29 protein-coding genes and 3 pseudogenes are annotated in these 26,904 nt (G+C 36.5%); 5 read left to right on the forward strand and 27 right to left on the reverse strand.

Going from position 1 to position 26,904, the window contains the following annotated elements:
* Nucleotides 1-49 precede the first annotated feature (49 nt).
* The 10 genes from ACE1MS_RS12915 to ACE1MS_RS12960 form a co-directional block, all read right to left on the reverse strand.
* A complete protein-coding gene (locus ACE1MS_RS12915) occupies nucleotides 50-1,318 on the reverse strand; it encodes a polysaccharide deacetylase family protein (RefSeq protein WP_447402392.1) in 1,269 nt (422 codons plus the stop codon).
* 280 nt (nucleotides 1,319-1,598) lie between these two features.
* The gene (locus tag ACE1MS_RS12920) at nucleotides 1,599-1,994 is read right to left on the reverse strand and encodes a VOC family protein (protein ID WP_012294806.1); all 396 of its coding nucleotides are present in this window, start codon (nucleotides 1,992-1,994) and stop codon (nucleotides 1,599-1,601) included.
* A gap of 36 nt (nucleotides 1,995-2,030) precedes the next feature.
* The gene (locus ACE1MS_RS12925) at nucleotides 2,031-2,420 is read right to left on the reverse strand and encodes a GNAT family N-acetyltransferase (RefSeq protein WP_206700975.1); all 390 of its coding nucleotides are present in this window, start codon (nucleotides 2,418-2,420) and stop codon (nucleotides 2,031-2,033) included.
* A 154-nt stretch (nucleotides 2,421-2,574) separates the two neighbouring features.
* Complete coding sequence (locus ACE1MS_RS12930) at nucleotides 2,575-3,411, reverse strand: D-alanyl-D-alanine carboxypeptidase family protein (protein WP_036163942.1); 837 nt, start codon at nucleotides 3,409-3,411, stop codon at nucleotides 2,575-2,577.
* A gap of 88 nt (nucleotides 3,412-3,499) precedes the next feature.
* Nucleotides 3,500-4,114 (reverse strand): histidine phosphatase family protein, encoded by a 615-nt coding sequence (locus ACE1MS_RS12935; protein WP_036163945.1) that lies wholly within the window; start codon nucleotides 4,112-4,114, stop codon nucleotides 3,500-3,502.
* A gap of 55 nt (nucleotides 4,115-4,169) precedes the next feature.
* Nucleotides 4,170-4,589: a DUF3995 domain-containing protein gene (locus ACE1MS_RS12940; protein WP_036161937.1), complete on the reverse strand. Its 420-nt coding sequence runs from the start codon at nucleotides 4,587-4,589 to the stop codon at nucleotides 4,170-4,172.
* A 104-nt stretch (nucleotides 4,590-4,693) separates the two neighbouring features.
* Entirely contained in the window at nucleotides 4,694-5,200 is a 507-nt protein-coding gene (locus ACE1MS_RS12945) for a TetR/AcrR family transcriptional regulator (protein ID WP_036161940.1), read from the reverse strand.
* 273 nt (nucleotides 5,201-5,473) lie between these two features.
* Nucleotides 5,474-5,776, reverse strand: a complete 303-nt coding sequence (locus tag ACE1MS_RS12950) for a hypothetical protein (protein WP_447402393.1) — start codon at nucleotides 5,774-5,776, stop codon at nucleotides 5,474-5,476.
* Between the two features lie 13 nt (nucleotides 5,777-5,789).
* Nucleotides 5,790-5,960 carry a hypothetical protein gene (locus ACE1MS_RS12955; RefSeq protein ID WP_447402394.1) on the reverse strand — a complete coding sequence of 57 codons (171 nt, stop codon included), beginning with the start codon at nucleotides 5,958-5,960 and terminating at the stop codon, nucleotides 5,790-5,792.
* 159 nt (nucleotides 5,961-6,119) lie between these two features.
* Complete coding sequence (locus ACE1MS_RS12960; RefSeq protein ID WP_422762103.1) at nucleotides 6,120-7,808, reverse strand: AAA family ATPase; 1,689 nt, start codon at nucleotides 7,806-7,808, stop codon at nucleotides 6,120-6,122.
* A gap of 93 nt (nucleotides 7,809-7,901) precedes the next feature.
* Here ACE1MS_RS12960 and ACE1MS_RS12965 point away from each other — a divergent pair, with 93 nt between their 5' ends.
* From ACE1MS_RS12965 to ACE1MS_RS12975, 3 genes and pseudogenes are all read left to right on the forward strand, one after another.
* Entirely contained in the window at nucleotides 7,902-8,333 is a 432-nt protein-coding gene (locus ACE1MS_RS12965; RefSeq protein ID WP_031417902.1) for a hypothetical protein, read from the forward strand.
* 78 nt (nucleotides 8,334-8,411) lie between these two features.
* A complete protein-coding gene (locus tag ACE1MS_RS12970; protein ID WP_031417904.1) occupies nucleotides 8,412-8,780 on the forward strand; it encodes a hypothetical protein in 369 nt (122 codons plus the stop codon).
* 338 nt (nucleotides 8,781-9,118) lie between these two features.
* Nucleotides 9,119-9,414 (forward strand): annotated as a pseudogene (locus ACE1MS_RS12975) (transposase); the annotation flags it as partial.
* A gap of 171 nt (nucleotides 9,415-9,585) precedes the next feature.
* On the opposite strand, the gene ACE1MS_RS12980 reads toward ACE1MS_RS12975, so the two are convergent.
* From ACE1MS_RS12980 to ACE1MS_RS12990, 3 genes are read right to left on the reverse strand one after another with little or no spacing between them, the layout of a single operon-like run.
* On the reverse strand, nucleotides 9,586-9,900 hold the full coding sequence (locus ACE1MS_RS12980; RefSeq protein WP_025117383.1) for a YbjQ family protein: 315 nt from the start codon (nucleotides 9,898-9,900) through the stop codon (nucleotides 9,586-9,588).
* Between the two features lie 17 nt (nucleotides 9,901-9,917).
* Nucleotides 9,918-10,391, reverse strand: a complete 474-nt coding sequence (locus ACE1MS_RS12985) for a nucleoside 2-deoxyribosyltransferase (RefSeq protein WP_447402395.1) — start codon at nucleotides 10,389-10,391, stop codon at nucleotides 9,918-9,920.
* Nucleotides 10,392-10,401: 10 nt separating this feature from the next.
* Nucleotides 10,402-10,836, reverse strand: coding sequence for a GNAT family N-acetyltransferase (locus tag ACE1MS_RS12990; protein ID WP_012294821.1), 435 nt, complete (start codon nucleotides 10,834-10,836; stop codon nucleotides 10,402-10,404).
* A 241-nt stretch (nucleotides 10,837-11,077) separates the two neighbouring features.
* Between ACE1MS_RS12990 and ACE1MS_RS12995 the strand changes: the two genes are divergently transcribed.
* On the forward strand, nucleotides 11,078-12,112 hold the full coding sequence (locus ACE1MS_RS12995) for a YdcF family protein (RefSeq protein WP_447402396.1): 1,035 nt from the start codon (nucleotides 11,078-11,080) through the stop codon (nucleotides 12,110-12,112).
* Nucleotides 12,113-12,294: 182 nt separating this feature from the next.
* Here the strand turns inward: ACE1MS_RS12995 and ACE1MS_RS13000 are convergent, their stop codons facing one another.
* The 11 genes and pseudogenes from ACE1MS_RS13000 to ACE1MS_RS13050 all read right to left on the reverse strand — a co-directional run bounded on the left by ACE1MS_RS13000 (nucleotide 12,295) and on the right by ACE1MS_RS13050 (nucleotide 22,965).
* A complete protein-coding gene (locus ACE1MS_RS13000; RefSeq protein WP_012294823.1) occupies nucleotides 12,295-12,768 on the reverse strand; it encodes a DUF4259 domain-containing protein in 474 nt (157 codons plus the stop codon).
* A 127-nt stretch (nucleotides 12,769-12,895) separates the two neighbouring features.
* Nucleotides 12,896-13,696 (reverse strand): hypothetical protein, encoded by an 801-nt coding sequence (locus ACE1MS_RS13005; protein WP_198696188.1) that lies wholly within the window; start codon nucleotides 13,694-13,696, stop codon nucleotides 12,896-12,898.
* A gap of 16 nt (nucleotides 13,697-13,712) precedes the next feature.
* The gene (locus tag ACE1MS_RS13010) at nucleotides 13,713-14,408 is read right to left on the reverse strand and encodes a DUF4274 domain-containing protein (protein ID WP_447402397.1); all 696 of its coding nucleotides are present in this window, start codon (nucleotides 14,406-14,408) and stop codon (nucleotides 13,713-13,715) included.
* Between the two features lie 13 nt (nucleotides 14,409-14,421).
* Nucleotides 14,422-16,080 carry a DUF6138 family protein gene (locus ACE1MS_RS13015; RefSeq protein ID WP_447402398.1) on the reverse strand — a complete coding sequence of 553 codons (1,659 nt, stop codon included), beginning with the start codon at nucleotides 16,078-16,080 and terminating at the stop codon, nucleotides 14,422-14,424.
* Between the two features lie 60 nt (nucleotides 16,081-16,140).
* On the reverse strand, nucleotides 16,141-17,199 hold the full coding sequence (locus ACE1MS_RS13020; RefSeq protein WP_447402399.1) for a suppressor of fused domain protein: 1,059 nt from the start codon (nucleotides 17,197-17,199) through the stop codon (nucleotides 16,141-16,143).
* Between the two features lie 251 nt (nucleotides 17,200-17,450).
* Nucleotides 17,451-17,999 (reverse strand): hypothetical protein, encoded by a 549-nt coding sequence (locus ACE1MS_RS13025; protein ID WP_012294828.1) that lies wholly within the window; start codon nucleotides 17,997-17,999, stop codon nucleotides 17,451-17,453.
* A gap of 585 nt (nucleotides 18,000-18,584) precedes the next feature.
* Nucleotides 18,585-18,928: pseudogene (locus ACE1MS_RS13030) on the reverse strand (transposase); the annotation flags it as partial.
* 147 nt (nucleotides 18,929-19,075) lie between these two features.
* The gene (locus ACE1MS_RS13035) at nucleotides 19,076-19,276 is read right to left on the reverse strand and encodes a transposase (protein WP_447402400.1); all 201 of its coding nucleotides are present in this window, start codon (nucleotides 19,274-19,276) and stop codon (nucleotides 19,076-19,078) included.
* Between the two features lie 168 nt (nucleotides 19,277-19,444).
* The gene (locus ACE1MS_RS13040) at nucleotides 19,445-20,461 is read right to left on the reverse strand and encodes a choloylglycine hydrolase family protein (protein WP_012294830.1); all 1,017 of its coding nucleotides are present in this window, start codon (nucleotides 20,459-20,461) and stop codon (nucleotides 19,445-19,447) included.
* A 982-nt stretch (nucleotides 20,462-21,443) separates the two neighbouring features.
* The gene (locus tag ACE1MS_RS13045) at nucleotides 21,444-22,115 is read right to left on the reverse strand and encodes a serine/threonine protein kinase (RefSeq protein ID WP_012294831.1); all 672 of its coding nucleotides are present in this window, start codon (nucleotides 22,113-22,115) and stop codon (nucleotides 21,444-21,446) included.
* A gap of 532 nt (nucleotides 22,116-22,647) precedes the next feature.
* Nucleotides 22,648-22,965, reverse strand: a complete 318-nt coding sequence (locus ACE1MS_RS13050) for a hypothetical protein (protein ID WP_197224314.1) — start codon at nucleotides 22,963-22,965, stop codon at nucleotides 22,648-22,650.
* Between the two features lie 327 nt (nucleotides 22,966-23,292).
* Between ACE1MS_RS13050 and speG the strand changes: the two genes are divergently transcribed.
* Nucleotides 23,293-23,817 carry a spermidine N1-acetyltransferase gene (gene speG, locus ACE1MS_RS13055; protein ID WP_036161962.1) on the forward strand — a complete coding sequence of 175 codons (525 nt, stop codon included), beginning with the start codon at nucleotides 23,293-23,295 and terminating at the stop codon, nucleotides 23,815-23,817.
* 210 nt (nucleotides 23,818-24,027) lie between these two features.
* On the opposite strand, the pseudogene ACE1MS_RS13060 reads toward speG, so the two are convergent.
* From ACE1MS_RS13060 to ACE1MS_RS13070, 3 genes and pseudogenes are all read right to left on the reverse strand, one after another.
* Nucleotides 24,028-24,361: pseudogene (locus tag ACE1MS_RS13060) on the reverse strand (IS5/IS1182 family transposase); the annotation flags it as partial.
* A 234-nt stretch (nucleotides 24,362-24,595) separates the two neighbouring features.
* Nucleotides 24,596-25,018 (reverse strand): GNAT family N-acetyltransferase, encoded by a 423-nt coding sequence (locus ACE1MS_RS13065; RefSeq protein WP_012294834.1) that lies wholly within the window; start codon nucleotides 25,016-25,018, stop codon nucleotides 24,596-24,598.
* A gap of 961 nt (nucleotides 25,019-25,979) precedes the next feature.
* Nucleotides 25,980-26,699 (reverse strand): YetF domain-containing protein, encoded by a 720-nt coding sequence (locus ACE1MS_RS13070; RefSeq protein WP_447402401.1) that lies wholly within the window; start codon nucleotides 26,697-26,699, stop codon nucleotides 25,980-25,982.
* Nucleotides 26,700-26,904: the final 205 nt, after the last annotated feature.

Below are 26,904 nucleotides of genomic sequence, written 5' to 3' on the forward strand. Positions count from 1 at the left end.
AAAAATCTAAATCCTGAAAAATGATCGGATTTAGATTTTAGATCGTATATTATTGTAAAATTTCACTAACAGTAACAAACTCATAGCCTTGCTTTTGTAAATAAAGAAGGACATTATCTAAACCATTGGCAGTCGTTTGATGGATATCATGCATTAAAATAATACTGCCATCTTTTACAGATGCTTTCACATACGCTAAAATTTTATCTGGATTATGATGCTTCCAATCAAGCGTATCAATGGACCACAAGATTGAAGGAATTGTCATTACCGAACAAACTTGTTCATTTGTCGCCCCATATGGTGGACGGAAAACAGTTGGATACTGACCAATCGCTGCATAGATGGCATTGCTTGTGCCATTTACTTCTTGTCTGACACCCGAGATAGATAAAGCAGTTAATTTTTTATGGTTTGATGTATGATTGCCAATTTCATGCCCAGCGTCATAGATTTGCTTGACGATTGTAGCGTTTTTTGGAACATTTCTCCCAACCATAAAAAATGTTGCCTTTGCATCGTATTTTTGTAAAGTAGCTAATATTTGCGGTGTTACTTTGGCGTCTGGCCCATCATCAAAGGTTAAAGCTACACGTTTTTTTGAACCCTTTGGTGCTGGCACACCTTTATTATAAACTTTATTATTAGTAAGCTGGATATTGGCTAATTCAGAAGCTTTGACATACCCTTTTTGGTCGCCCGCTTCTACATAAGCCCAGCCCGCAAGCGTTATGTAATGCTGTACAGTCAACTTATTTGACAACGTTCCTAAAACTTCTCCACTTGGACTAGCCGTCAAGCGTAAAACAGCACCATTTGGAGCATAGATTTGCTTCTTTGTTGGTACAGGTTTCTTGAGAGCATTTGTTGCTACATAGCCTATATCTTCACCGTATTGGGCGAAAGACCAGCCTCCCGGTGCTGTGCCATATACATATACCATACGTCCTTCGTATAGTTGACCAACATGCCGAGCATTTTGACTTGGCTCCGTAAATAAAGAAGTGCCACCCTTCTGAATGACTAAATATCCCTCCGATTTTACCTTAACTAAAACGTCGGTTGTCACATAGCCGGCCTGTTCGGGCGTTTGAATATGTGTCCACCCTTTACTTGCTTGGGTTACTTGGATGAAGCTGCCCTTCACCACTTCTCCGATTGGCGTGCTATTTATGGATGGCTCCTCGAAAATAACCGCATCTTTATTAACCTTTTGTATCTTTACTGATCCTTCAGCACTTGCTGTCAGCTGCCCCATCATTAAGCCTAGTAAAAACGTCAAACAAAAAGCATAAGCATAAGGTAAAAATTTTTTCATTATTTACACCGCCCTTGATGTCTTTCCATGTCTGTAAAATTGCTAAGATTTAACTTTCATTATAGAGTAATCGTCTATACCAGAAAATAGTTATAATCAACTAGATTCCAAATTCAAGTTTTTTAGAAAGTCATGGATACAGTACTCCTACCCTATTTTCTATAAAACTATGCATCCATCATGTTGATTTCTGCACCAACATTTCTTGCTTCAAGTGATTCCCAATATTAGAAGCGTTTTAACAATACGAACAACGTATGCCATGCTGTAAGCATAAAATTTATGGTGCTACTAATTCAACCTTTATTCTATCAGGGTCCTCAAAATATACAGCGTAATGCTCTTCTCCCCCTCCAAAAGGATGCTTATTGGCATAAAGAATAGTAACACCCCTTTCTCTTAGTTTCTTTGTCATATCATCCACCTGTTGACGGGAACTTGCATGGAACGCTAAATGATTTAAACCTACACGACTTCGATGATAAGCGATATCCATAAACCTTTCTTTCGTTTGGACAAAAACAATATAGGTGTCGTCTATTTTCCAGCTCCGACCACTTTCCCATTCCTGAAAAGGTTGATAACCTAATTCCTCTAAAAACCATCCCCAAAAATGAATAGTGTTGTGCAAATTAGAAACATTTATTTCTATATGGTGAATAAGTCCTTGTGACAAATGGATAAGCTCCTTTTCAACAAATTTTTTACCTATTCATTTATTTATCCATTCATATTGAATATCCGGTAAATTCTCTTCATTTTTATACCCTCTTCCAATAATAGTAAATCCATTCTTTTCATAAAACCGTTGTGCGTTTTTATTTACTTCAAACGTAAATAGTGTTAATCTCCCATTCGACTGTTTTTTTACTTTGTCTAGTAATGTTTGGCCTACCCCTAATCCTTGATAATCAATATGAATATATAGCTGACTAATTTCACTTTCATTATAAGCAATTATTCCAATGACTTGATTATCCATTAGCGCTATATCTATTTGAAATTCTTCAAGTAATATATGGTTTAAAAAATAAATATGGCTTTCCATGCTATGCCTTTCTTCCTGGCCAATAGCCTGCTTCTTGCTGTCTCGCCACATCATCACGGTTTGTTCCGCATATGTGGGGTTATACGGGATAATTTTAAATGGGTGTTGGTTCACTATTCCTCTACCTCCATGGTATTTGGCAACTGTTATTTATTTATTTCTTTCATTCCCTCACAAACATTTATAGTTTAACATAAATAACCAACCATTATAGAGCATCGTAGGCTGTCAAAGCATCTTCGATATGCGGGGGTGGTGTCCAAGCATAGCCTGGAGCATTTGTCGTAATAAACAGAAATTTTCGCCCATCTTTTTCCATTAAAGATGCTAGACATAACCCTGCCTCTGGCGTATATCCCGTTTTTCCGCCCAAGATTGTTCCATCCATGCCAGGCATTCTCGTAAATAATGAATTAGATATTAGCAATGCTGTAGGAACATGTGTCGTGTATGTTTTCGAAGTAAATATTCGATAAAAAGTAGGGTTTTCTAATGCATAACGGAGAAGCTTACTAATATCCTGTAGGCTTGATACATGTGCCTCATCATGTAGGCCACTTGTATTGACAAAATGCGTAGTGTCCATGCCAAGTTCCTGCGCTTTATTATTCATGTAAGTGACGAATTCATCCTCACTGCCAGCGATGGCTTCAGCAAGAGTACCCGATGCATCTGCTCCTGATGCAAGCAATGTGCCATATAATAAATCTTCAATCGTGACAAAATCACCTGCATGAAAGCCAGCCATAGAGGCATTTTGAGCTGTATATTTGGCAATTGTTTGTGGTTTGACAATTGTTTGCATTTGTAAATCATCCGTCATTTCAATCGCAACAATAGCAGTCATAATCTTAGTTAATGAAGCAGGATAAATAATGGCATCCGCATTTTTTTCAAATAATACCTCGCCCTGTTCATTCAGTAGCAAAGCATTTTTACTATGTAAGGATGGTAGCTCCAGCTGTGCAAACTCTTGTGTTTTGTTTGTATAATAGAAAACGAAAATCACGATAATTATACAGCAAAATAAGACCGATTTTTTCATAAAAAACGCCTCCTACACATTATAATAGGCGGCAATTTTGAATATTCCTTAAGTTTAGAAGAAAAAAGCTCCAATACGCTTTTATCCGTTAATAATCATCTTCGAAATTAGAACAAATTCTTGTCACTTCTTGATTAGCTAATTTAAAAAACACATCTTGAGAAACCTCTAATTTAAGTGCATCTTCTTTATGAAGTCCTGCATAAATCCCTCGTAAAATACGTCCCGTTAGACCGTGTGAGACAACAATCACTTTTGGATGATGCTGCTGAATCTCTTTAAGCCAAGAGGACAATCTGTTTACTACCTGTTCATAGCTTTCCCCATCTGGCGCATGGAAATACCAATTAAAGGCATCTGTGTTCAACAATAAATTAGGCCAAGTTTGCTGAATCTCTGACATTTTTAATCCAGCCCATTGCCCAACTGCCACTTCTGTTAATCGTTGATCAAACTCCACATTATTCTTATCGTAATCAATCGTTTCACAAAGTATTTCTGTGCTCTCCACGGCTCTTCCCAGTGGGCTTGATATAATTTTCCAATCATGAGCATGACCGATGAAGGCTTTCAGCATCCGAGCATTTTGTTGCACTTGCTCTCGACCAAGCTCCGTAAGAGGTGAATCTAGTTGTCCTTGATATCTTCCCTCCGAATTATATTCAGTCTCCCCATGACGAAGTAAGTAAATCAATTGCTGCATTAATTGGTTCCCCCTATCAATAGCTTACTCTCATCATGTTATAGGATTCATACTTTTAAAGCAATAACATGATATAAACGAAGCCCAAAAACAAACATAAGGGACTGTATAACTTCGTATCATGTTTAGCAAATTGAGAATGCTTGATGGTTTTAAAAAACCCAACATATTTGAAATCACCAATTGCTCGTATACTAAAAACAAAAGCACAGATGATACATCCCACTTTTGAATAGGTGGAGGCAGGGATGGCAGTTATATAACCCCCTTGGACAAGAATGAGAACACTCGCTGTTAGAACGAGCATCGCCACACTGAGAGTTCCCCATCTTCTAGGACTGAAAACTGCTTGTTGACTGCCTTCTTTCATGGGAATAACAGCTCCAGCCCCCCAGCCCCCGCCGAATGCCCAATATACATGAATAATACTTATCAACGATAATAGACACACTGAAACTAGTGATAAAATAAACATAGTCGTTCCTCCCTTTCTAGTAACAACATACACCATCGTATGTTTAGAGGATAAATATAGTCCCTAGAAATTTGTTATTTACCTTCTTAGGGACTCATCAATTGCTATAACAGCAGCTTCACCATTTTCTCTAAATCAAAATGAGGGTTGGCTTCATATCGAGTCATCCAGCCAACATAGGTTAAATAAGCAAGCCTTGCTCGATCGATTGATTGTTCTCCATCCATACCCTTTTTTTGATAAAGCTTGGCAACACAGTCAATTCGTTGTTCCTCAATTTGAACAATGCGAGTAGCGACATGGGCATCATATTTAGACCAAGCATAGATGCCCATTTCTATTTTCTTATCTTTATGAAAACTTATACGCAAGAGCTCTTCTAATGTAGCTCCTTCCTGCTTCATACTTTCAATAATGGCCTTTGTTGCATGTGTTTCCCAATAATCGAGCATGGCCTCTAATAGTTGCTGATGATCACGAAAATAATGATAAAAGCTGCCTTTACTAATGTTTAAGGATCGAGCTAGTGCCTCGATACGTACTTTATGTATACCGTCTTCTGCTAATTGTTGTAGGCCAGCTTTTATCCAATCATCTCTCGTTACTTGCATGATCATCCTCCTGTAAAATACGATAGCGTATGTTTTGTCTTATATTACCACTTTAGTTATGACTCTTCAACTTTTCTCGCCTTTATGATGAACATTGATATGGTTATTCACTGTAAAATTGATGGTGAGCACACGTGGTAAAATAGCACAAACTAGAATAAAGGCTATGAGCTTTTTCATTCGCTTCCCCCTTTTCTTTCGGCATTGTCATTGCTCTGGTATAAAATATAGGAACATCCGAGTTGGACGTTCCTATGCTCTACAGAATCCTTTTTAACAGTCGCGTTGCCCTGGCCAGCCCCCTAGCATTTTACTTAGACAGACGATTTGTCCAATATGATGGGCGTCATGCATGGCTATACTCTTCAGTTCAAGTACTAATGTTCGTTCTCCACGGACCTCCCTCTCCAATTCCTCTTGTGTTGATTTTGCTAATATGTTTTCAAGTTCACGATGTACATACAAATATTCCTCTTTTGTATCCTTCCAATTTTGCAACGTCAAAGTTGGTAAACGGAAAGTAGCGTCATTATTTTCTGCCTGCGGTTCATTCTCTGTTTCACCAAAATATCGCATGAGAAGTCGCTTTTTATAGAAAAGTAAATGACAAACGATTTCCCAAATGGAATTCGTTGTCCATCGGTTTCCAGATTGCCTGTTCAAGCGTAATATCCTCTAGCACTTTTTCAAGCGGTGGAAACCAGTCTTCCTGATCTAAGCAGCTAGTCCATTGTTGTAATAAAAGTGTCTTTACATCCATTTTCTTTTCCCTCCCATTTGGTGAATACCCTTCCTATGTTGAGAACTATTAGACTAGTTGTTTTCTTTTGCTTATTTCGCTCTTTATTCCAGCTAAGGCTTTTAATTTAATTATCGACTAGCCGACTCACACTAGAGCAGACCCACAACCATATTATTTTTAAAAAGTATTATCAAATAAATTTTCCGCCATGCCCAATAAGATGTCATGCTCCTCAAATGTCATCAGCTGTTCCTTTGTAATCGTTGCCTGTTGGATTAGCCGGTTTGACTGAATGGTTACTAGTTTTTCAAATAAGTTTCGAATATAACGACCGTTCGAGAAATTAGAGATGTTTTCTATTGGTATTTGATTCAGCTGCCTTTTCATATGATGGGCAAAGGATTCACCATAATGATAGTCATTCGTTTGACAAAGCATAGCAAAAATCTCATAGAGTTCCTGCGTACTAAAGTTATCAAACTGTACAAAATGATTAAAACGTGATTTAAAGCCTGGATTTGATTGTAAAAATTCATCCATAAGCTCTGTATAACCGGCTACGATGATCACTAAGTCATCTCGTAAATCCTCCATCGCTTTTAATAAACTATCAATGGCTTCCTTGCCAAACGCATCTTGTTTATCATTGATCAAGGAATAAGCTTCATCAATGAAAAGAACACCTCCTTTTGCTTTATGGACCACTTCTTGAACCTTTAATGCTGTCTGTCCCACATATCCTGCTACAAGTCCTGCACGATCAGTTTCCACAAAATGACCGCTAGATAGTACACCTAGATACTTATAAATTTGACCGATAATACGTGCCACTGTTGTTTTTCCTGTGCCCGGATTGCCAGAAAACACAAGATGATAGGTAATAGGAAAACTTGTTAAGCCATGGTCCACCCGCAAACTTTGAATTTTTATAAAGTTAATTAAATTATGTAGTTCCTTTTTGGCATTTGGCAGACCTACAAGGCTATCCAGCTGCATTTGTAGTTTCTCTATCTCTTGCTCGATTTCAGGCGTAATCCGCAACCGTTCATCATCGATAAATTCGCCACTGTAAATAAGCTTTCCTTCTTCATTATAAAAGTCACCACGTCCATGCTTTTTGCCCTGCACTAGCTCCCCTATATAAGAGGCCTGTCCATTTGCATAATAAAGTACTCCTTGTCCTGTCATCGCATCCTCTTTAAACTGGCCTTCAGCTTGTAGGACCCCTTGTCGAGAATAGATTTTTCCTTTACCATGCTTCATATCTTCAAAGAAGTAGCCTTCATATTGGAGCGTTGTCACACCAAGAGAAAGCTCCTCAGCTGTCGGTGATTCCGTAGAATAATAGAGCTTCCCCGCCCCCTGCATATGATGCCAAATAAAATCACCTTCGTACTGTAAAAAACCATTTGGATAGTATTGTTTGCCTTTACCCTTTTTCATGCCATGAACAAAATCACCCTCATACTGTGGCTGATTTAAATGAGGATATTGTTCTCGCAAAGAATGATAAGGGGCAATGAGATCTTCTTTATAATATAAAACGCCATAACCATCCATTAAATCGTTCCGAAAATGCCCTTCATAATGAATGAAACCATTCTTATATAAAATGCCATGACCTTGTTTTTTATTTTGAATAAATTCGCCCTGATAAATAAGTTGCCCTTTTAAATACATCCTGCCATTTCCTTGTTTCATATGATTGACGAATTCACCCTCGAATAATCGTTCACCATCTTGGTCAAATAATATGCCTTTGCCGTCATAAATATCGTGACCAAAATCATTCTTTTTGACACCACCTTGATACATGATCGTTCCATCTGGATAAAAAAGTTCTTTTTCTACATGATTATGTGTCATTTTATTGCCTTCCTTTATCATTTCAGTATATGCTCAATTATAGCGTGGATAAGAATACATATGTGCGAATTTTTAGAATTTAAGGAGAAGAGCATGAAAAAAAGATATAAAATAGTTCTAGGCATTTTACTACCACTACTTATTCTGTATATCTCTACAATGCTGTTAACACGTGACACGGATTTTTCAACGGAGGTTACGGAACGACTTGATGTAGAGGAAATTAAGTCGATTGAAATTATTCGTGCCTCAGATGAAAAAACAATAACGATAACAGATGCAACAGAAATGAATCAAATCATGCAGCAACTGAACGAGCAACCATTAAAAAAAGTATGGTTTACTAAATCTAATTTTACAGAGGCTTATTGGATAACATTAGCAATTAACGGCGACCGTGAAGTTGGCTTACGTTTAGATGATGCCGAACATTTATTTGTTTATTTATATGAAGAAAACTATATGAAGGATTACAAACTTACAAGTGATTTCGATATGTCATTCATAGAAAAGCTTTTTCAGTAAAAAAACATAGACACACTCCATGCTAATGGATATTCCTATCCGTGATATAAGTTCCCATACCTTTTGAAGGGGGTAAAGATGAGGATTAAACTTTTTATTAGTTCCCTTTGTATGTTGTTCTTATCTGGTTGTATACCAAAGGCTTTGACTTTTTCAGGTGAAAATGAGAACTGGGAAGTACAGTTTGAGGTAACCTATGACAAAATGAAACAAGAACATTGTGGTGCTACAAGTGGTACTATTCGGTATATAGGCGATAAACCTCTTCCTAAGCAAATTGACTATACACTCCAGCATGAAACAGAAACTTCTGGTTCAGATTCATTGGATAAAAATGGTGTTTTCATAATGGCTAACGGATGCTCCAATGCAGTTGAAAGTACAGAGGTTGAAATCACCATAAACTGGGATAACCAAACAGAAACGATACCTTTAACAGTTAGATAAAATAGAATGGTTTGTCCATAACAAGAAAAAGAGAAATCGAAGTCCGATTCCTCTTTTTTATCTGCTAATGATCATTTTGTTGCATAGACTGAAACAAAATTTTATATTCAAAAATGGAGACTCGAAAAAAGGACATTCATTCATTTGATTAAATAAAGTAAAGCCGTTGATTTCCACTACGGGCGGACGCTTTCCGCGGGCGGGGTCGAGCTGCTTCCCTCGCTTCGCTCAGTCCAGGATCTCGACTTTCCCGCTTTTCCCACTGGAGTCACCGCCCTTCGTTCCCATCAACTTCTACATAAAGTACCCCATCTACATAGGTAAATTTTTGAGAAACATCGAAACCTTTGAATGGTGCGAAGTGTCCAAGCCTTTCCTAATGTATAGAAAGTAAGAATCACAAAAAGCTCATTCAACGCCATATTGGGGAACTGTATGTGGAGGAAGCTGAACATTTACGCCATTCCTATGACATCAAACAAATTTATAGCGTAAAGAAACGATTGAGCATGTCTTTGCCGATGCAAAGGAAAAGCATGGTATGCGATGGACAACCTAGAGGTCTGAAAAAATTATCCATGCAGGCGATACTTACTCTCTTGCTACCATGAATTTAAAGAAACTAGCTACTTAGACGTGGCAGGCGGCTTCAAAGAGTTGTTATACTTGAAGAGTCTGTTTTATTGGATATCAAATTACCATTTTTAAACATAATGAAAGAGAAAAAAATGACAAAAGGAATTGAGTGTGAACTTCTCAATTCCTTTTGTCGACAGTCTGAAAGGACTTTAATTCATTTACTATATTATTTTAATCTGACAGCTGTGCCATATACTAATACTTCTGATGTACCATCCATCACGGAAGACGTTGCATAACGAACGCCAACAACAGCATCTGCGCCTAATTGTTTGGCCTCTTCCTCCATTGCCTGTGTGGCTATTTCACGGGAGCGCACTAACATTTCAGCATACTCTTTCATCTCTCCGCCCACAATATTTCGAAGTCCAGCCATCATATCACGCCCAATGTTTCTTGACTGCACAGAATTCCCCTTCACTAAACCTAATGTTTCAATCACTTCTTTTCCAGCTACAACATCTGACGTTGCTAATAACATCATTATTCCTCCTCGTGTTACAATTTTTGTATAGCTTCCACAGCCTCTTCAATAGAAGATGTAATAACCCCGTTACGTTTAATTAAACCAATTACAAATAAATTACGGTAGACAAACTGATTCTCAAGCCCATCTCGTACCAATGCCTCTATTTTTTGCAAATTATCTCGTCCTTGTTGGCGAACATCTGTCAGTACACCAATAATAGGACGATTCAGCATGGAGAACGCCCCAATTTCCGCAGCCACACCAGAATCAATCTCAACCCCATCTAATACGGCAATTAATACATCACTATTTTGTAGCATCTCTAAGTCTGCCTGAGCAATTGCTAAACTATCCGCGTAAGCCGATTTATCATTGATGGCATCATTCTCCTGCGGAACATATAAGGCAATGTCTGGTACTGCTTCACGAATTGCTGCTGCTAGTTGTTCATTTACTAAACGATCTCCTAAAGAAAATAATCCATTTGCTAAATATGCTTTCATGTTGAACTCCTCAATCTATTGTTTTTTCGAAAATGATTTTATGTCTTCCCTTTTTATCCACAAATGTTGAAGTAATATCAAAACCATGCTTAAGATTGGCAATGAGCATAGCTTTGCGAGTATTCCTGCCATATGTACGAACCTTGTCAAAGCCTAATGCTTTAATATGTTCATGCTGTTTTTTCATTAATTTTCCAGCAATCCCCTGACCTCTCTTTGTGAAATGAACACCACCCAACCAGCTATAAAATACACCATCGGGATGTGGATATCCTAGTTTAAAGCCGATTACATGTGCATCCTCTACCGCCAGGAGGCAAAGAAGGCCATTTTTCATCGCTAGCTTTTCAGCAGTTAGTATAGCACCATCAAAGACATGGGCATGTAGTTCTTGCAAGGACTCGAGCCAATCATAGGGTAGACCTTCTATCGCTACAATATACATGTTCATCACCTCTATCTGTTTGATAGTATAACAGAAATATTTTATCTTCGTGATGCTTGAACAAATAGTGTGAGAGCAAGAATGGTTTGATCTCTATATATTTAACGGAAATCGATACTATTCGATTCCTTATTTGAAGGTCTATGTTATTGCTCTTGCTGGAAGTTAGTTGATTTCAGCTAATAATTCCTTATAATAGAAAGATATCATCCATCCACAACATCATTAGAGGTGTATTTTTATGTATTTTGGCATTATTCCACTAATTCTATTTTTCATTTTTCTCTTTTCTTATTGGAAAGATCCGAGAAAGATGATCAACGGACTACTATTTAATATGTTTGTCTGTTCATTTCTGTTATTCTGCTTTATTGTTTCCTTTTCATCTGATTTTTACATTTTAAGAATAGCTGTCGTTATTCCACTAATTGCCCTATTTCTTCTCATCCCCTTTGCAATTATTGCTTTAATGTTCGGTCTGTTTTTAAATGCTAGAGTATTAATGAAACGGGAAGGTAGACGCTTGGCTAATTCTTTAACCTTGCTAGTGGCTCTTGGTATTTTATTATTTATCCTGCTACCGATTATCTATCCTGCTAGCTTGTTTTCAAGCCATCTCCAACCGATATTTGCTGGGGTATCCCTTATTACGTTTTATTTCTTTATCCATTTATCTAATTTCTTATCAGCTTATTTTCTATACCAATTTAATCGCCCCAAGTATAATCAAGATTTTATCATTGTGCTGGGGAGTGGCTTAATTAATGACAAGGTGCCGCCCCTGTTAGCTAGCCGCATTCAAAAAGCAATCGATTTCTATCATAAACAAGCAACAGTGAGCACCCCTCCTACCATCATCTTTTCTGGTGGTCAAGGATCTGATGAAAATTTACCAGAGGCAGAGGCCATGCAAAGGTATGCAATTGAAAAAGGCATTCCTATTGAGCATACACTACAAGAAAATCGTTCTGTTAATACGTATCAAAACATGTTATTTTCGAAACAAATCATGGACGATATCAAACAAGGCGAAACATATAACAGTATCTTTACAACAAATAATTTTCACTTGTTCCGTGCAGGAATTTATGCCAGACTTGCTGGCTTAAACAGTCAGGGCATTGGATCGAAAACAGCCTTTTACTATTGGCCAAATGCCATGATTCGTGAATATGTGGCAATTGTTGTTTTAGAACGGAAACGACATATGAAATTGATCGCCCCAATTATTATTATTTCCATCTTATTTGCCCTATTCAGCTTTTTCTTTGTCTAATCTGTTGAAAGGATTCCATACACTATCGTGTTCGAATCCTTTCATGGTGTTTTCATACTAAGCACCTCTGCACGTTGTGAAAAAACAATGTATATGTGTAGGACAGAGCCTAAAAAGTAGAGTCATCATTGTCCTCCATAGCCTATATCTTAATAGAAATTACAAGTAAAAGGCATTTACTATCATTCCTTTTGTTGCAAACGGCTAATATCGAGCTCGATTCTCTGTATGAGATAGGCAAGATTAGATGACCATTCAAGCCAATTCTCAGACTCACGCCATAGCTCTATCATTTCTCTCTCTCCGTATTGATCTGGCATCTCATCCCGAATGTCTTTTAAATAGTTTAAAATAAATGCCAAGGAGTCTTCGTCTGCCATCAGTTGTTTTTGTGAATGGATGCTTTTATGACCACAAAATTCCCCATTATCAAGATAATCTATATACAACTCTGCTAACGCCATTGCACTAACATCATAGAAAAAGTCAACATCCTCTATGGTCTCCCCAAAAAATCCTTTACTTTTCATTTTCTGTACAATGTTCGATAATGGAATATACGTTAATTCTTGATGATGTTCTATATAATCCCGTACCATGCCAACTACATCTAATCCTTCATCACTTTCCAATGCTTTATAGCCCCATGCGCCCATCCTGTCGCACCTCGCCCTTCATATAGGATTTTAGTGCTTGTTAAGCTAATGAAGCCGTCATGAAAAAGAGCCACGGCAAACAATCAACTTCTGAGCACTCTATAATCATTGCAAAAAAAGCTTCTTTTTATAGATAAGAGCCAAAATAAAATTTCACTTTTTCCTCTGAATAACCGTCCTGTCCTCTCCAAGTTGCCATAGCCAAAAAATCTGTTCCCCGTCCGCGTTCCTTGCGATAATCATCTGTCGATACTAATAGGCCAGCATACCCCCATATTTCCATAACTGCATCTCTTTCATATTGGTTGGACTTAAAAACATCCTTCCAACGCTTTTCTAATTGTCTGGCAGCATCCGTATCTTTACAGGACTTTATAGCCTCTAGCATCTGTTTGACAATCTCTATATCTGCCTCACAAACTATCAATGACTCTTGTTCTTTGATTAAACATTCTAGATCGAGCAAACAATACACTAGCCAATTTAAGCGAACACCTCCCCACTTCACTCGTTCAAAATTAAGGACATTGACATCTTCGTTAATATAATCTTCATTCGACATTAATTTATGTTCGTTACAAAAGCCACAGGCACTATAGGATACCAGCTCTTCCGGCCGCTCATGATACGTATGGATCGGTAGTTGTGCAGTTAGAGCCCAGCTTGATAACGCACTCCGTAAATATACTTTACGTGTTGAGAGACTGTGCAAAAATGCCCTCACTACAAGATCCTTAGTTATCATTTCATCATGAAGCTGTCGGAGTCTTTGTATACACTCATCATGGGAAATCGTTAAGCGATCAAACATTAGCCCCATCCTTTTCGCATACTGAAAATCTTCCTCTGTATACGTGTATTCCCCGTCTCTCCATCTACCAGATTGCCAATATGTTTGCATTAAAATTTTCTTTGCCTTTTGATCCATCAAAAATCTCCTCCTACTAAAGACCTAACTTGACCTTTAGTTTTTCCGCCATCTCTCTCCACGGCTGCTTCCAAGGTGAACCCTCAAGTTCATCTTCTGTTTGCGCCAGCCAATAATCACCCTCCATTAGCTCAAATATTTCCATAAAGGTGATCACCGTACATACTGGATTGTTGAATGCCGCTATCATCGGCTCTGGCCCATCATCCCAGTTGTAACGATTGACTATGGCATGCAAAATAATAGACGATGAAACTTCGCTAATGTGTTGACACATCTTATTGAGATTTTCTTCATATAGGATGGTATCTACTTGTCGTTGCTCTTCCGAATTCAAGGTCAATCTGATGGCACCAGGTGTATCCAACAGTAAATCGGCTATTTCGCTATGCGCTCTTGCAGCATACCAGGCAGTCGCTGTCATTCCTTCTGGATTCTGTAAAGGAACCCCTCTGGTAAGCAGTAATGAAATAACTTCCTTTTGCTTAAATTTCACAGCTTTTTTGAGTGCTGTATCACCCAGCCTATCTTGTACCTCCAAGTCAATATTTTGCGCTAGCAGGAGCTCAATCCCTTCCGTTGTCATTCGGTTTGTGATAAATAGCATTAACGGTGTTCTTCCTCGCGCGTCGCGTTCATTTACATCAAGCTTGTTCACAGCATCTCGCACCATCTCCAGATTGTTGGATTTGCTAACCTCCGCCCATCCCATTTGGTTTTCCCTCCTAAGTGATCCATTTTTGTAATTTCTCAAGCTCCTCCTTCCTATCAGAGGTTTCTTGTTTAATATGCTGAGCAAGCTTCTTAGCACCGCCAAATAATTGGTACAAAACAAATTCACGCTCATAGCTTTCTTTATTTTCTAATTCCTGAACGAGCGCCTTTAGCAGGTCTACTTTCATCATTTCAATCCCTTTTAGCGGTTTTGCTGATTCATTGGCACCAAGAAGAATGGCCACGAGCACAGGAATAAACTCAACCGATAAGCCATGAGCTTCAATAAAAGCCTCCCCATAGGAATCCTGCACGGACTGATGTTCAGAATCGACGAGGGTCATGTAGCTTTGCACAAGCTTAAAATAATCCTTACTGTATAGCCCTAATCCCAAAATCGCATAGGTTCCAGGCATGGCTGATTTTTCACTTGGCTCTACATCCTGGTACCATGCATATTCCTCCATCGCCACTTGTGCATAGTCTGCTAATAAAGGAAAAAGGCTAGGATAGGATAGGCAATTAGCAAAAAACTGATGGAGCTTTGATTTGGCTAGCTTTTTTAGTGGCAGAAAATTTTTCACTTTTGTATTTAACATCATTTTATAGCCCTTTGGAAAGCCTTCCTGTAAAAGATGAATGATATAATGAAGTGCTTCACGATAAGCCGCTTCTTCTTCCTTTTTTATTCGTATATCTATAGTTTGCAAAATATCATTTGCTGCGCCCTCAAAAAAATCACTTTTGCGCTTACTTTCAAAACGTCCGCTTCCTTTTTGTAAATACTCCGTTGCCTGCTGTGAGCCAAGCTGTTTAGCAAGGTGGAGGTATTCTAAACGAGTAGCTGGTTCTTTATAACCGATTTTGACCGCCACATAAAGAAAGAAATCTAGCTTTTTCTTCTCCATATAAGGTTCTATTTCTTCATTTTTAAGTATCCACTCATTGCTATAATCACTTGTTTGCTGAAAATAGCCCTTTAAAAAATGGTCTTCTGCCCATTGTTTAAAAGCATTTGTAAAATAATAGTTCCACTTTTCTAAACGCTCTTTATTCGCCAGATGTTTTTCCTGTAGCTGACGAATAATCGGTTCGATTTCCTCTGCTGTTTGTTGAAAAAAATGGGGATTGACTAAATGCTGTGCTAAGAAAAACTCATCATTGTCACTTGGACGCACAGGAAGCGCTGCCATCACCTTCTTTTCAAGAAAAGATGCTAACTCTTGTTTCATTAACGCTAGTTTCTGATGATTAAGAAGCTCCTTTTGAAACCGCCACTTAGTCTCACCAAACTCACTTTCAAGCATCACTTGAAAGTGGTAATCAAAAAATCGGGGTCCATATGGCTGTGCCTGAAACATTTGCTCCATTTTTGTACATAAAGCCGAAAAAAGATCCTCAGCATAGTTATGTTCTATAATTTCCTGTATGTATGTCCCTGCATTTACCTTATAAGCACTATCACTCCAGCTAAATGGTTCATAGATATCTATACAAATAGTCCCATATTGACTGTTTCCTTTTTTCCATGTGACTTTTAAATAATTAAAGATACCTGCTTGTAATCGGCTTTGATGTTGAATACCTTCAAGACGCTGACTTTCTTGCTGATAGACGGTGGTAAGTTGATCCCACACATCCGCTAAAAAATATTCTATAGATGGCTGCATATGCTTCACCCTTTCTTAGAGAAAAATCTCTCGCCAAAAATTATTTAGCGAGAGATTACCTTATCCGATTGTTTTCACAACCGCTCCTTCTTGATCTTTTATATATGTTTTCATAATTTCAAAACTGACATCTTTTAAAGAAGATATGGCAAATTGTTTTTCTAGCGGTACTAACTTTTGACTTAACTCCTCAACCGCCTCTTTATTCAAGGTAATGGTAATTTCCTGTTCATTTTGCTGATAGTCTACTAGATTATCTGGTTTAAATACGATAGTTAACTCTTGACCGACTAAGCTAAGATTCCTGTCCTTTAAAATCCGTCCACGTAATAATTTGCCAATGACATCCGCCTGTTTCGCTCCTAATTGAACAACATTGGATTGTTTGTTAAACCAGCCCTTTTTCCCTGCTTGCCAAGCCAGTTGATCAACAAATAAAAAACCTGTACTTGAACCATCTTCCATCATTCCTTGCTCAACCGCCTCTACAATTTCAGGGTTTCCTAAAAGTGAGGAGCGTGTTAAGTCAGTAACATAGCTTGGAATGTGGTTGATGCCCGCCTGTAGCACACCGAGTGTTTTCCATGTCTGCATCGCTTCTAGTTCATCCTCTGTAATACCGACCATTTGGATAAACTCCACCCTGCCATTCGGCGTATCCATTTCAGCAAGTTCAGGATCATGCGTAAAGGCTAGCGCTGTTAATTGTGTATCAGCATCCAGACAGATGGGACCATTAGCATCCAAATAATCACCTGCTCTAAAAACATTCCCACTATTAAAAACATATCTCCCCATATTCTGTAATAAATTCAACGCCCACGCTGGGGGCTCCTCTTCATCTTCACTGCGCACTAAGCGAAACGTCAATTCAAATCCATAGCCACTATAGTCTTTATTCTCAAGCTCTTTTTCATATAACTCCGAGAATCCATATGTGACAAAGTGCCAATGTGGAACCGGTGTTTCACTTTTATAGGCACTTATACCATCCAAAGGTTCTTGTCCACCTAAAGAATAAGGAATCATGGTGCCGTAATGCTTTGGCCCCTGTTCCCCATACACCTGTGATACTGCTTCATCAATCGCATCCCAGCCTACCGTAACCTCTTCACTCATCTACGTATCCTCCTTGCAGCTGCCACTATCAGCTCTACTAACCTAATTATTATGATACCAATTTTATGGTAGCCAATTAACAGCAATAGGACTCATTTTCACCTTCCGTGCAACTAGGTTTATTTTCATTCCGTACGAGGAAAATATTACTAACGCAAAAAATCAGGCCATCTTCTCGATACCCAAAAAGATTGCCTGAATAACCTACTATTCTGGCATTTTAATATATACGTTCTATCAATCGAAAGATGTTAGCCATACATCATAACTGGCTCACGTACAACATGTAAATAGTCTGCCAGTTTCCCAGCAAATACTTGCTCTAAGTATGGTAATTGAGCTAGGCAGTGAGGTGTCATTAATGCTGGATTTTGGTAAATCTTTAAACCTCCAACTTTTAATAGCGTGGCTACAAACTGGGAACAAAAATAGGCGCGTTCTCTTCTTACTTCCTTCTGCATCATCACACCAAAAAGCCCGATAAAGTTGTATTTATAACGATCTCGATTCCAATACATATAACGCACGATTTTAGCCATTTCTAAATATTGATAATGAGAAATTCTACAACGATAAATGACACAATCCGCTGACTCAAATAGCCCTCTTTCAGCATCCTCTCGCAAAAAACCACCACTTAAAGGATTGTTTAATTGCCTACGTCCAAAGCTAAACATTTCGTATAGCCCCTCATCAAATGCAATTGATGCATGATTCATCTCTCTACCAGTATACATACCTATTGCTTTCGATAATAATGTCCCTGTTTTAGTTAATACTATGTAAATCGTATGTGCCATTTCTTCACCTACTCCAATATTCTTTCTACAACTACCAATACGTTTTAAAACTTCAAATGGTTTCGTGAATTTCCTTTTTTTATAAGTATATACTATTAATCTTAAATATTTCCTTAGCAGAACCTGAAGAATTTCTTAAGATTTAGGTTTGTTTGCTAGTAAGTTGAGGAACTATGATGATATCAACGTTCTAAGAAATCAACTTTTGGACTACCTTTTTATATATGCCTTTAATTGTATTCTTATGTGGGGTACAAATGGGGTACAGAAGATTTTTTGCTGGGGTTACTTGGAGTACTGAAAAATAGACGGACAGGTAACTAAGAACAATAAAAACATAATATCTAATTTCTTTATGTACTTATTACCAACTAACAGCTTAGAAGCTTCCGTACCTATTTTATACATTAATTTAAGCTTATATAAGGCTATTAAAATAACAGTTTTGATTACTTCAGTATTTAAATTTGTTTGTGTTATCTACTTATCTAGTTTTATATCAACTTGGGCAAATAGTAATGTCTTGCTGACAACACCTATCAGTATTGATACAATTTTATTGTATTGCCACCATGTAATGGAAAAGAGGAAAGCAGTCTCACACTTCAGTGTGCCCCAAAATGATTCGGTTGGTCCGTTATCAATACATCGACCAACACGGGACATACTTTGTGCCATATTGGCTGTTTCCACAATTCGCTTAAATTCCTTCGATGTATATTGAAAACCTCGATCACTATGTATTAATGGCTGATTGTAATGATTGAATAGCTGATTTTATTGTTTTGAAAACAAGGGAATTATTATTCGAATGACCTAACACAAAACTCACAATTAAACGTGAATGCTCGATTTAATACGTTCTCAGCCACATGATGTACAGGGGATTTATGATAAGGCTTGCGCTTTCTACGAATAACAGACTTCAATACTCATTCCTTTACCTGAATCTTTCAAATGACTAGTATACTTTTTTACCCAGCTTTTTAAAACGGAGGTACTGCTAATCTCGTATTTCGCCAACACCTCCATCTGTGAATAATTTCGTTGAATGTAGTCCTCCACAGCTGCTAATTTTAACTCTTTTGAATAGAACTTACATGAAGTAGCTTCTTGTAATCCTTCACGTCCACCTCCTCAAATTTCATTTTCCATCTATGAAAAGTTTGATGATTTAATGAAAATTTTTCACACAATTCGTTGATAGAATAGTGACCTTCTTCAAACAATTGAAGGTTATGTAGTTTTAACTCGAATGGATGTTTGCTTCGCCCCATAAAAAATACTCCCCTTAGATAAACAGATTTTATTTTTTCATCTGTCTACCTAATAGGGAGCATATACAATTGAGCGCCTGGTCTTTATTTTGGTGACTTATTAATAATTCTGTAGCTACTTAATGAAAACAATAGAAATGGAGCTCACCTATACAACAGGTGCAGATATCAACTCATAACATTTGCTTGGTTTAACTGTTTTATATCTTGTTTACGATCCCACTCGAAGGTAATTAGCTCTTTGCCATTCAAATCTTCATTCATTAAAGAAACAGCTGAGATTCGGCTATTATCATAAAGCTTGAAGTAATAGTTTTTACTTTGTGCACACATAGTAGCCGTGTAAATCGTATAGTCTGTTTTCCCTTCTTTTGTCATGACAACTCCTTTCGGGATATTAACAGAAGATAGAATGTGGAACAAGTTTGTCACACCTTCTGTTTCATTTTTCGCTTGTTGCGTATATTTCTTCCAATAAGCCACGCGAAGAAAGCGTGCAGATGGTGTGAAATCACCTGGTAATCCCAATCCACCTGCCCCTTGTCCAAACGGTGTTAATTCAAACTCTCCCATTGTAATGTCTTCTGGTGGATTAGGAGTGACACCGATGTAAGCTCTTAAGTTTGTCTGATGCCATTCATAACCAGGGCTATTTGTCATGACCCCAATCGTTGGTCGATGAATGGTAATTCCTGTTTTATCTGGTTCAATCACAATCGATTCACCAGTAGAGTCTGTAAATGTATAATGAAGGGGTGGTGCAAAGCCAAGTATTTCGTTTGGTTCATTTAATAATGTAAATGAGGCTAATTTCTCTACGACATCATTGATTGTTGCGCAGCTTCCTAATACTTGTGAAACGACGTAAACCGGATTAATGCCTCTTGAGCCTTCTTTCGGTTCGTCCGCATAGGTCGCAAAAGTTGCATAGTATAGCATAGCACCCATCAATCCTTTTTCGTTCACCCCATCATAGAGAACTGGTGATGAGATGTCAGTACTTCCCATTCCGACAAACGCATATGGATTTTTGATTACCTTATTATCTTTCTCTAACAATCGAATTCCATAATTACGTGGCACAATAATCACTTTACTATCTGGTTCCATTGTAAAATCCATTGTACGAGCGAATAAACTTTTCTCATCAGTTGTGTGAATTGATAAACTACTGCAGCCTAACATAAAAACACTCCTTTGAAAAAAATAATTTAATCTAACGGAATTATTTTTAGATTAACTAGTAAATCTTCATCTAAACAATTAGCATCGCTAGAAGTTACAAAGTACATTTTTACTATAGTATTTGTAACATATTCAACTTTTGTTGCTATTCCGTTTCTAGATCAATTACATCCTATCATTACCAACAATGGTATATCAAGGTAAAATTAACGCCGGTTTTTTGGCGTTCTTCCCGTCATTTTTTGGCGTGTTTTTACAACACCTTTACAATCACCGCCACATAATGCCGTTTGTTACGCCATATTTTGGCGGTTCTTATATAAGAAAGCGATACTAAAGTTACATTATCAACGTTTATTAAACATATTGTTTGACCTTCATTACATTGTAGTAACTGTTCATTTTGTAATCATAAATTTACAATTTGTACTTAAATATCTATTGACATTATATTGACTTTCAGAAAATTAGAAAAAGGCGATTTATACCGAGCCATGAGGTTAAGATACCTTATGTAACTATCAACAAAAATTGGGAAATGACTGCTGAAGAAACTTCTTTCTGAAGTGTAGGCATTCTTTCAAAAGACACTTTTAAAGATTTTATTAAAAGAAATGCTGCTAGGGGTCTTAGTGGTTAAGCTATGAAACAAAACGAGGAGAATTAACTATAAAATTAGAAAATAAAGACTTTTAACCAAGATACTTCTACATTAAAAGGCGACATTTCCTACATATTAAACATGTATAAGGACCACCATTCATCCCCTGTCGATAGAAAAACAGAAAGAAACAACCAGACACAAAAAAACATAACAGCATTTATAACACAAAGGATTATTTCTATTATATCTTTCATGTTGCTCTCCTTATTTTTGCAACTTTACTTTGAAATTTAACATCCTTCTTCAATTAACTTGCTTCGTTTGTTTAAGTAGAAAAGGCTCTACTCCATGCATGAAGTAAGGCCTCGATTAGTTCAATTATTTTTTATACAGAAATTTAGAAATATTTTTTGTAAGCTCTTCATATGAAGAATTCTTTCCCCGCTGGTTATACCACTTTCGAATCGTTTCTACTAACCAAAACGGCACAGAATTTCCATCTATTAAATGATAGTATTGCTCATATCCTTTTTTTAAATGCTCCCATCGAAAATCATTACCTTTTAGTGTGTATTCAGAAACATCAATTATTTTTGCTCTTCCATTTTGTAGTAAAATATTTTTCAAATGGATATCACGAGGGTTAAGGCCCTTATTCCGAACATATTCTCTTGCATCCTCCACTTCATTTACAACCTGTTCTGGAATGTGAATACCTAGTAATATGCAGTCAAAGAGAGTTTTTCCTTCTTCGTAACTTAAAACAAGGAACTCGTCATATGAAGCAAAACACGTTGGAAAGAAAGGTGAATTTTGTAATATTCGGTAAACATCAGCTTCAACTTTTACTTTGTGTACTTTGTCCTTGGCATATATTTTAAATGCATAAGCTGGGGAGGAAAGGGACTGAAAAACAGCCGCATCTGTTCCGACACCTATACACTTCAAATCATTAGCTTCACCACTTATAGTTACTGGCTCGTTATTTGGATTTGAAAAAACTTTAATTTTAGAAAGAGAATCTATAGCTTTGTCCCAGTCGTTTTCCATATAATCTCCCCTTCATTAACATTGAAGAAAATTACAATACCCAATTACTTTAATAGTGGCTAAATGCTCAAGGGATATCATTTTCATCATTATTTTGAATACATATTCTTAGACTTTATTAGATTACTGACCATCAAACTTTGCTAATTCCTTTAAAGTGTAACATCCATTTGTTCTTTTACTAATTCGTTAGTTAAAGTACATTTCTTCACAATATTCAAATTAATTTCAAATAAACATTCAACAATAAAATCAGCTCTAAGAAAAACTAATGAGGTGATTTATATCAAACTTTATTATAAACGTTTATCTTTTTTTACAAAACTACATATGATTCAAATGTTACATATAGTATTTTCATTATATTCCGTCCTTTCTTAGGCTTACTAAATACGATGCAGTCCAATTCAGTGTCTCCTACAACTTTCTTATTTAAATTTTTAACAGCAGCCTTAAGAGCATCACCAAGTCTTGAAATATCTACGCTTTTAAACCTAGGAGCATTGGAATGATATCCCTTTTCTAATGACCGTTAAAAAAACTTAGTTGCTGCCTCAGTAATCTCACACAACGCTAGGTCTGTTTGTTGTGGGCTTTTAGCACAAAAACTTATCTCTACATTGACTGTAGAAAATCCGTGGTATTGAACCTTAGATTCGTTGGCTGTTAAACCTAACCATTCTACATGCTTCCAATCTGCTCTGCCTCGTCTATACTCTGGTAGCTTGCCATTCACCCTATAAATCGTATGGCAACGACCCTGAATATCCATTGATGCAATGCCCCAAAGCCTCGGTGCTTTTGATTTCCAAGTTCCGTAATGATAGTAGCCATCTTGAATCATCTTCATCCATTCCCATTCCTCGATTATCGCGAAACGCATGTTATTGAACATTTTAAAATGACTTTATGGAGAAAAATAGCATAGGTAAGCTAAATGACTTTGTATTTGACTACTTCCAAAACATGAAATATACATAACGTGGTGTCGATACAGTAGAAAGTGAAATCGTAAAATAAGTTGAAGAACAAATGAAGAAAGCTCTTTTAAAGAAATAAATGATTAGCCACTAAACGAGTGGCCTTTTTAATAGAAACAACTATATAATTACTTGACTATATAGTTACTATACAGTCTAAAATTCTTGAGAAATCTATTTTTTAGGAGAGAAAAAGAATGCTAGATAGTATAAAATTAAGACCTTTAGAACGAGAAGATTTAAAATATGTTCATAAATTAAACAATGATTCTAAGATAATGTCTTATTGGTTTGAAGAACCCTATGAATCTTTTGTAGAGCTGCAAGATTTATTTGATAAACATATTCATAAACAAAGTGAAAGACGCTTTATTGTGGAAGATGAAAAGAAAATTATCGGGCTAGTTGAGCTAGTAGAGATTGACCTAATCCATCGTAACGCGGAATTCCAGATTATTATTGATCCTAACTTTCAAGGAAAAGGGTATGCTTTCACTGTTACTACACTCGCTATGAAATATGCGTTTAATAATTTAAATCTACACAAAGTTTATTTATTAGTCGATAAACAAAACGAAAAAGCTATTCATATTTATAAAAAAGCTGGATTTAGTATAGAGGGAGAACTTAGGGAGGAGTTTTTTACTGGTGGTTCTTATAGAGATGCTCTTCGTATGTGCATTTTTCAAAACGAGTTTCATAATAAAAAATCGTATGCTTAACTTATACATGTAAGATACTTTTATTATTTTAAATTTTAAAAAAGCCCAACTATTCTGAACTGAACACGATAAAGTAGACAGTTGAATAAGAGACCATTCTCTTCATTAAACAGCGATTAAATGACTACGGTTGCTGCGGGGCACTGAAAAACTTACATTCCTATGACGGCTTAACTTTTTTAGATAAAAGTAAGGTACATTTTGGTTCAATCAAATAGATGTACCTTGTTTTTTGTCTATTCCTTCTTTTTCACATAGAAGTTTCAATATTCGTTTCAGATTGACGGCGAATATTGTTGCTCCTTGTATTTCTATGCCAAATAAGCCCGCTGTTTTAGCCATATTATAGCCCTGTAAATTTTTAAATTCATTATTTTTCGCTTCAATTATATCGTTCTTTCGCAAGTATTTTAAATTCATCCATTTCTTAAAAAATAATTGGTCTTTATGTTCCATAAATTTAATTCTGATAGAGTATGTTTTACTTTTGGCTTCTTCTTTATAGCACCTTCCACTTACATTTTTCTATGTCAAAGGAGTATGTTTCTGCTCTGCTTGATTAGCACCCTGATTTCATATCATCTTTCTATTTTAGACACAGGAAAAATCACTCATTATTTTGAGTGACTTTCATTTTTCACTTAATATTGTTTAGGTTCTTCTTTTGAAATAATTTTTATTCCTTCAGAATAATTTTTATTTCCCCCCCATCTATTGCACTGATACAAATGTTTATAGAAGATATTAGCCCATACGATCTATGCCCACCTTTTATCCATCATTCTAAATACTCTTGAGCTAGTTTCTGGTTTTTATAGATTGCCATACCTGTTTTTAATTTTTTAAAACCCAATTTTTCATAAAAAGAATCATTTCCTGTTGTTGCGATTAATTGAATGCAAGAAACATCTTCTAACTGTTTAATGATGTCATTTAATAGAATTCGTGCAATGCCTCTTCCCTGGTAATCTTTATGAACAACAACATCGTAAATAGCAGCATTAAATACACCGTCAGAAAGGGCTCTACAAACACCAACAATTTTGTTGTCTTTTAATCCAATTACCATATGAGTACTGGCGTTGAAAACTTTTTTTATTATACCTTCGTCATGCTTCATCCATCCAACCGATTGATAAATATCTTTTAACATTGGTAGATCACTTTCTTCTAATTCATATTTAAGTTTAAGCAAAACCATTTTGATTCCCACATCCTCTTTGTATCTATTATTTTCATACCATTTAACATATAATACCATAATATAGAATGATATTTTTTAATGGTTGCATTCAGCAACTCTTTCATGCCACGTCCTTTTTACGATATTTTCCTTACCGCGCTTAATAGTTGATGATGATAAAGCGATGTGTGAGGCTATCCAATGCTGTTTTTTCCATCTAATCACCCAGTTTAGAATTTGAACCTCTCTATCACCAGCAACCCTTTCTGAATCCTAAAGCATCTGCTGTATTCATTAGTATGCTTTCTTTTACGATAGGTTTAACATCCTAAATTAGGAAATGCTAATGACAAAGTCATTATCCAAAGGGCAAAACCCATTTCGAGCAGTAGCATTTGTACAACGGCGGCTATAATTAATAAGACTTTCCAAAATGAATTATAATGGAATATCTACTATATGGCCCTTTATCTTTTTTCTAAGTACCACACCCCTTTACTTTAGATAGCCAATAAAAATAATTTCCCGTATAAATATTAAATTAAAAGCCACTATAAAGTTGCGTAGTGCGCCACTACTTAAAGGAGCTACAGAGTTATTCATCCTCTGTGGCTTTTTTGTTTTATAATGTTAATCGCTCAGCTAAATGCTCGTTTGAGACACAAATAATAGGAACCACTTTACGTATGGGTGGCTCCTTTTTTCAGCTTGATCATTTTCTAAACAGAAAGTGGTCCTGTAAATTTTTCATTTTTTCAAATTCTCCTTAAGCCATTTCCTCCTTTGGAAATGGCTCATTTTTTAAAGTTCCACCTATACATCAGACCGTATCTTCATGCTATTCACCAGAATCATCTACCTAAAATGATATGGATTATAGCGAGTTATTTTTCTTCATCCTCCAGCGACTAATAATGAGGTCATTTCTCATGTTTCGAAACTTTATGCTCTAACTAAATGAACAGCTAGGAAAAATGTATTAAAGGCCTGCTTGTCTCTTGTTATCTTTCAGGCTAATATACAATGAGCCATTTGTTTGAATCTGGGCAAAATAAACATCCTCAATATTATGAACTTTTTGTTTTTTCAGCTTCTTCATAAGCCACTCTTCTGTTAATTCAAGTTCAACTATATTCTCATAAATAAGCTGGCCATCTGAAATAACCTCTGTTGGCAAGTATGTTGGAGGTGCAATGTTTGCATGTACATCTTGCTTAGTAGCTGCTTGTGCTGAAGTCTTTTGTAAAACGCTCAACTTACCATCAGTCTCCAGTATTGCAAATTGTATATCCTGGACAGAGAAAATTGCTTGCTCCCTTAACATCATTGTAAGTTCGTCCATATGCAACCGATTTTTCTTTAAAGCGAATTCTAGAATTCGGCCATTTTGAATGACAATCGTTGGTTTGTCATCAAATAGTACACGTGCTTTTTTAGATTTCAAAGAAATGATGGTTACTACAAATGTTAAAAAAGCCCACCAAATTAACGATATCATTCCATTCAAAAAAGGTGTTTCAGCTACTGCAGCAACCTGAGATGCTATTGAACCAATCGAAATACCGGTTATATAGTGGAAAAAAGTAAGTTGCCCAAGTTGTTTTTTTCCAAGGATTCTCGCCAAAATAAGTAGTGCAAAAAAAGAAAACAATGTTCTAACAGTCATTTCACCAAAATTAAGTGCAAAAAAGTGGTCCATACAATACTTAGCTCCTTAAAACGTTGTTGAATAATAGCATGTACAAGAAACTCCTTCTAATTCTAAATTTCCGACAATTTGTTTAATTCGAACTGTAGCGTGTGTGAGATGCTGCGGCTTTTAAATGTATAGGTAACTTTAATGTGTACAGATTAATATAAAGTAATAACAATCCTCAGCTGTCCACAATTTACAAAAAGTTACA

The organism is Lysinibacillus sp. fkY74-1, from assembly GCF_053165895.1.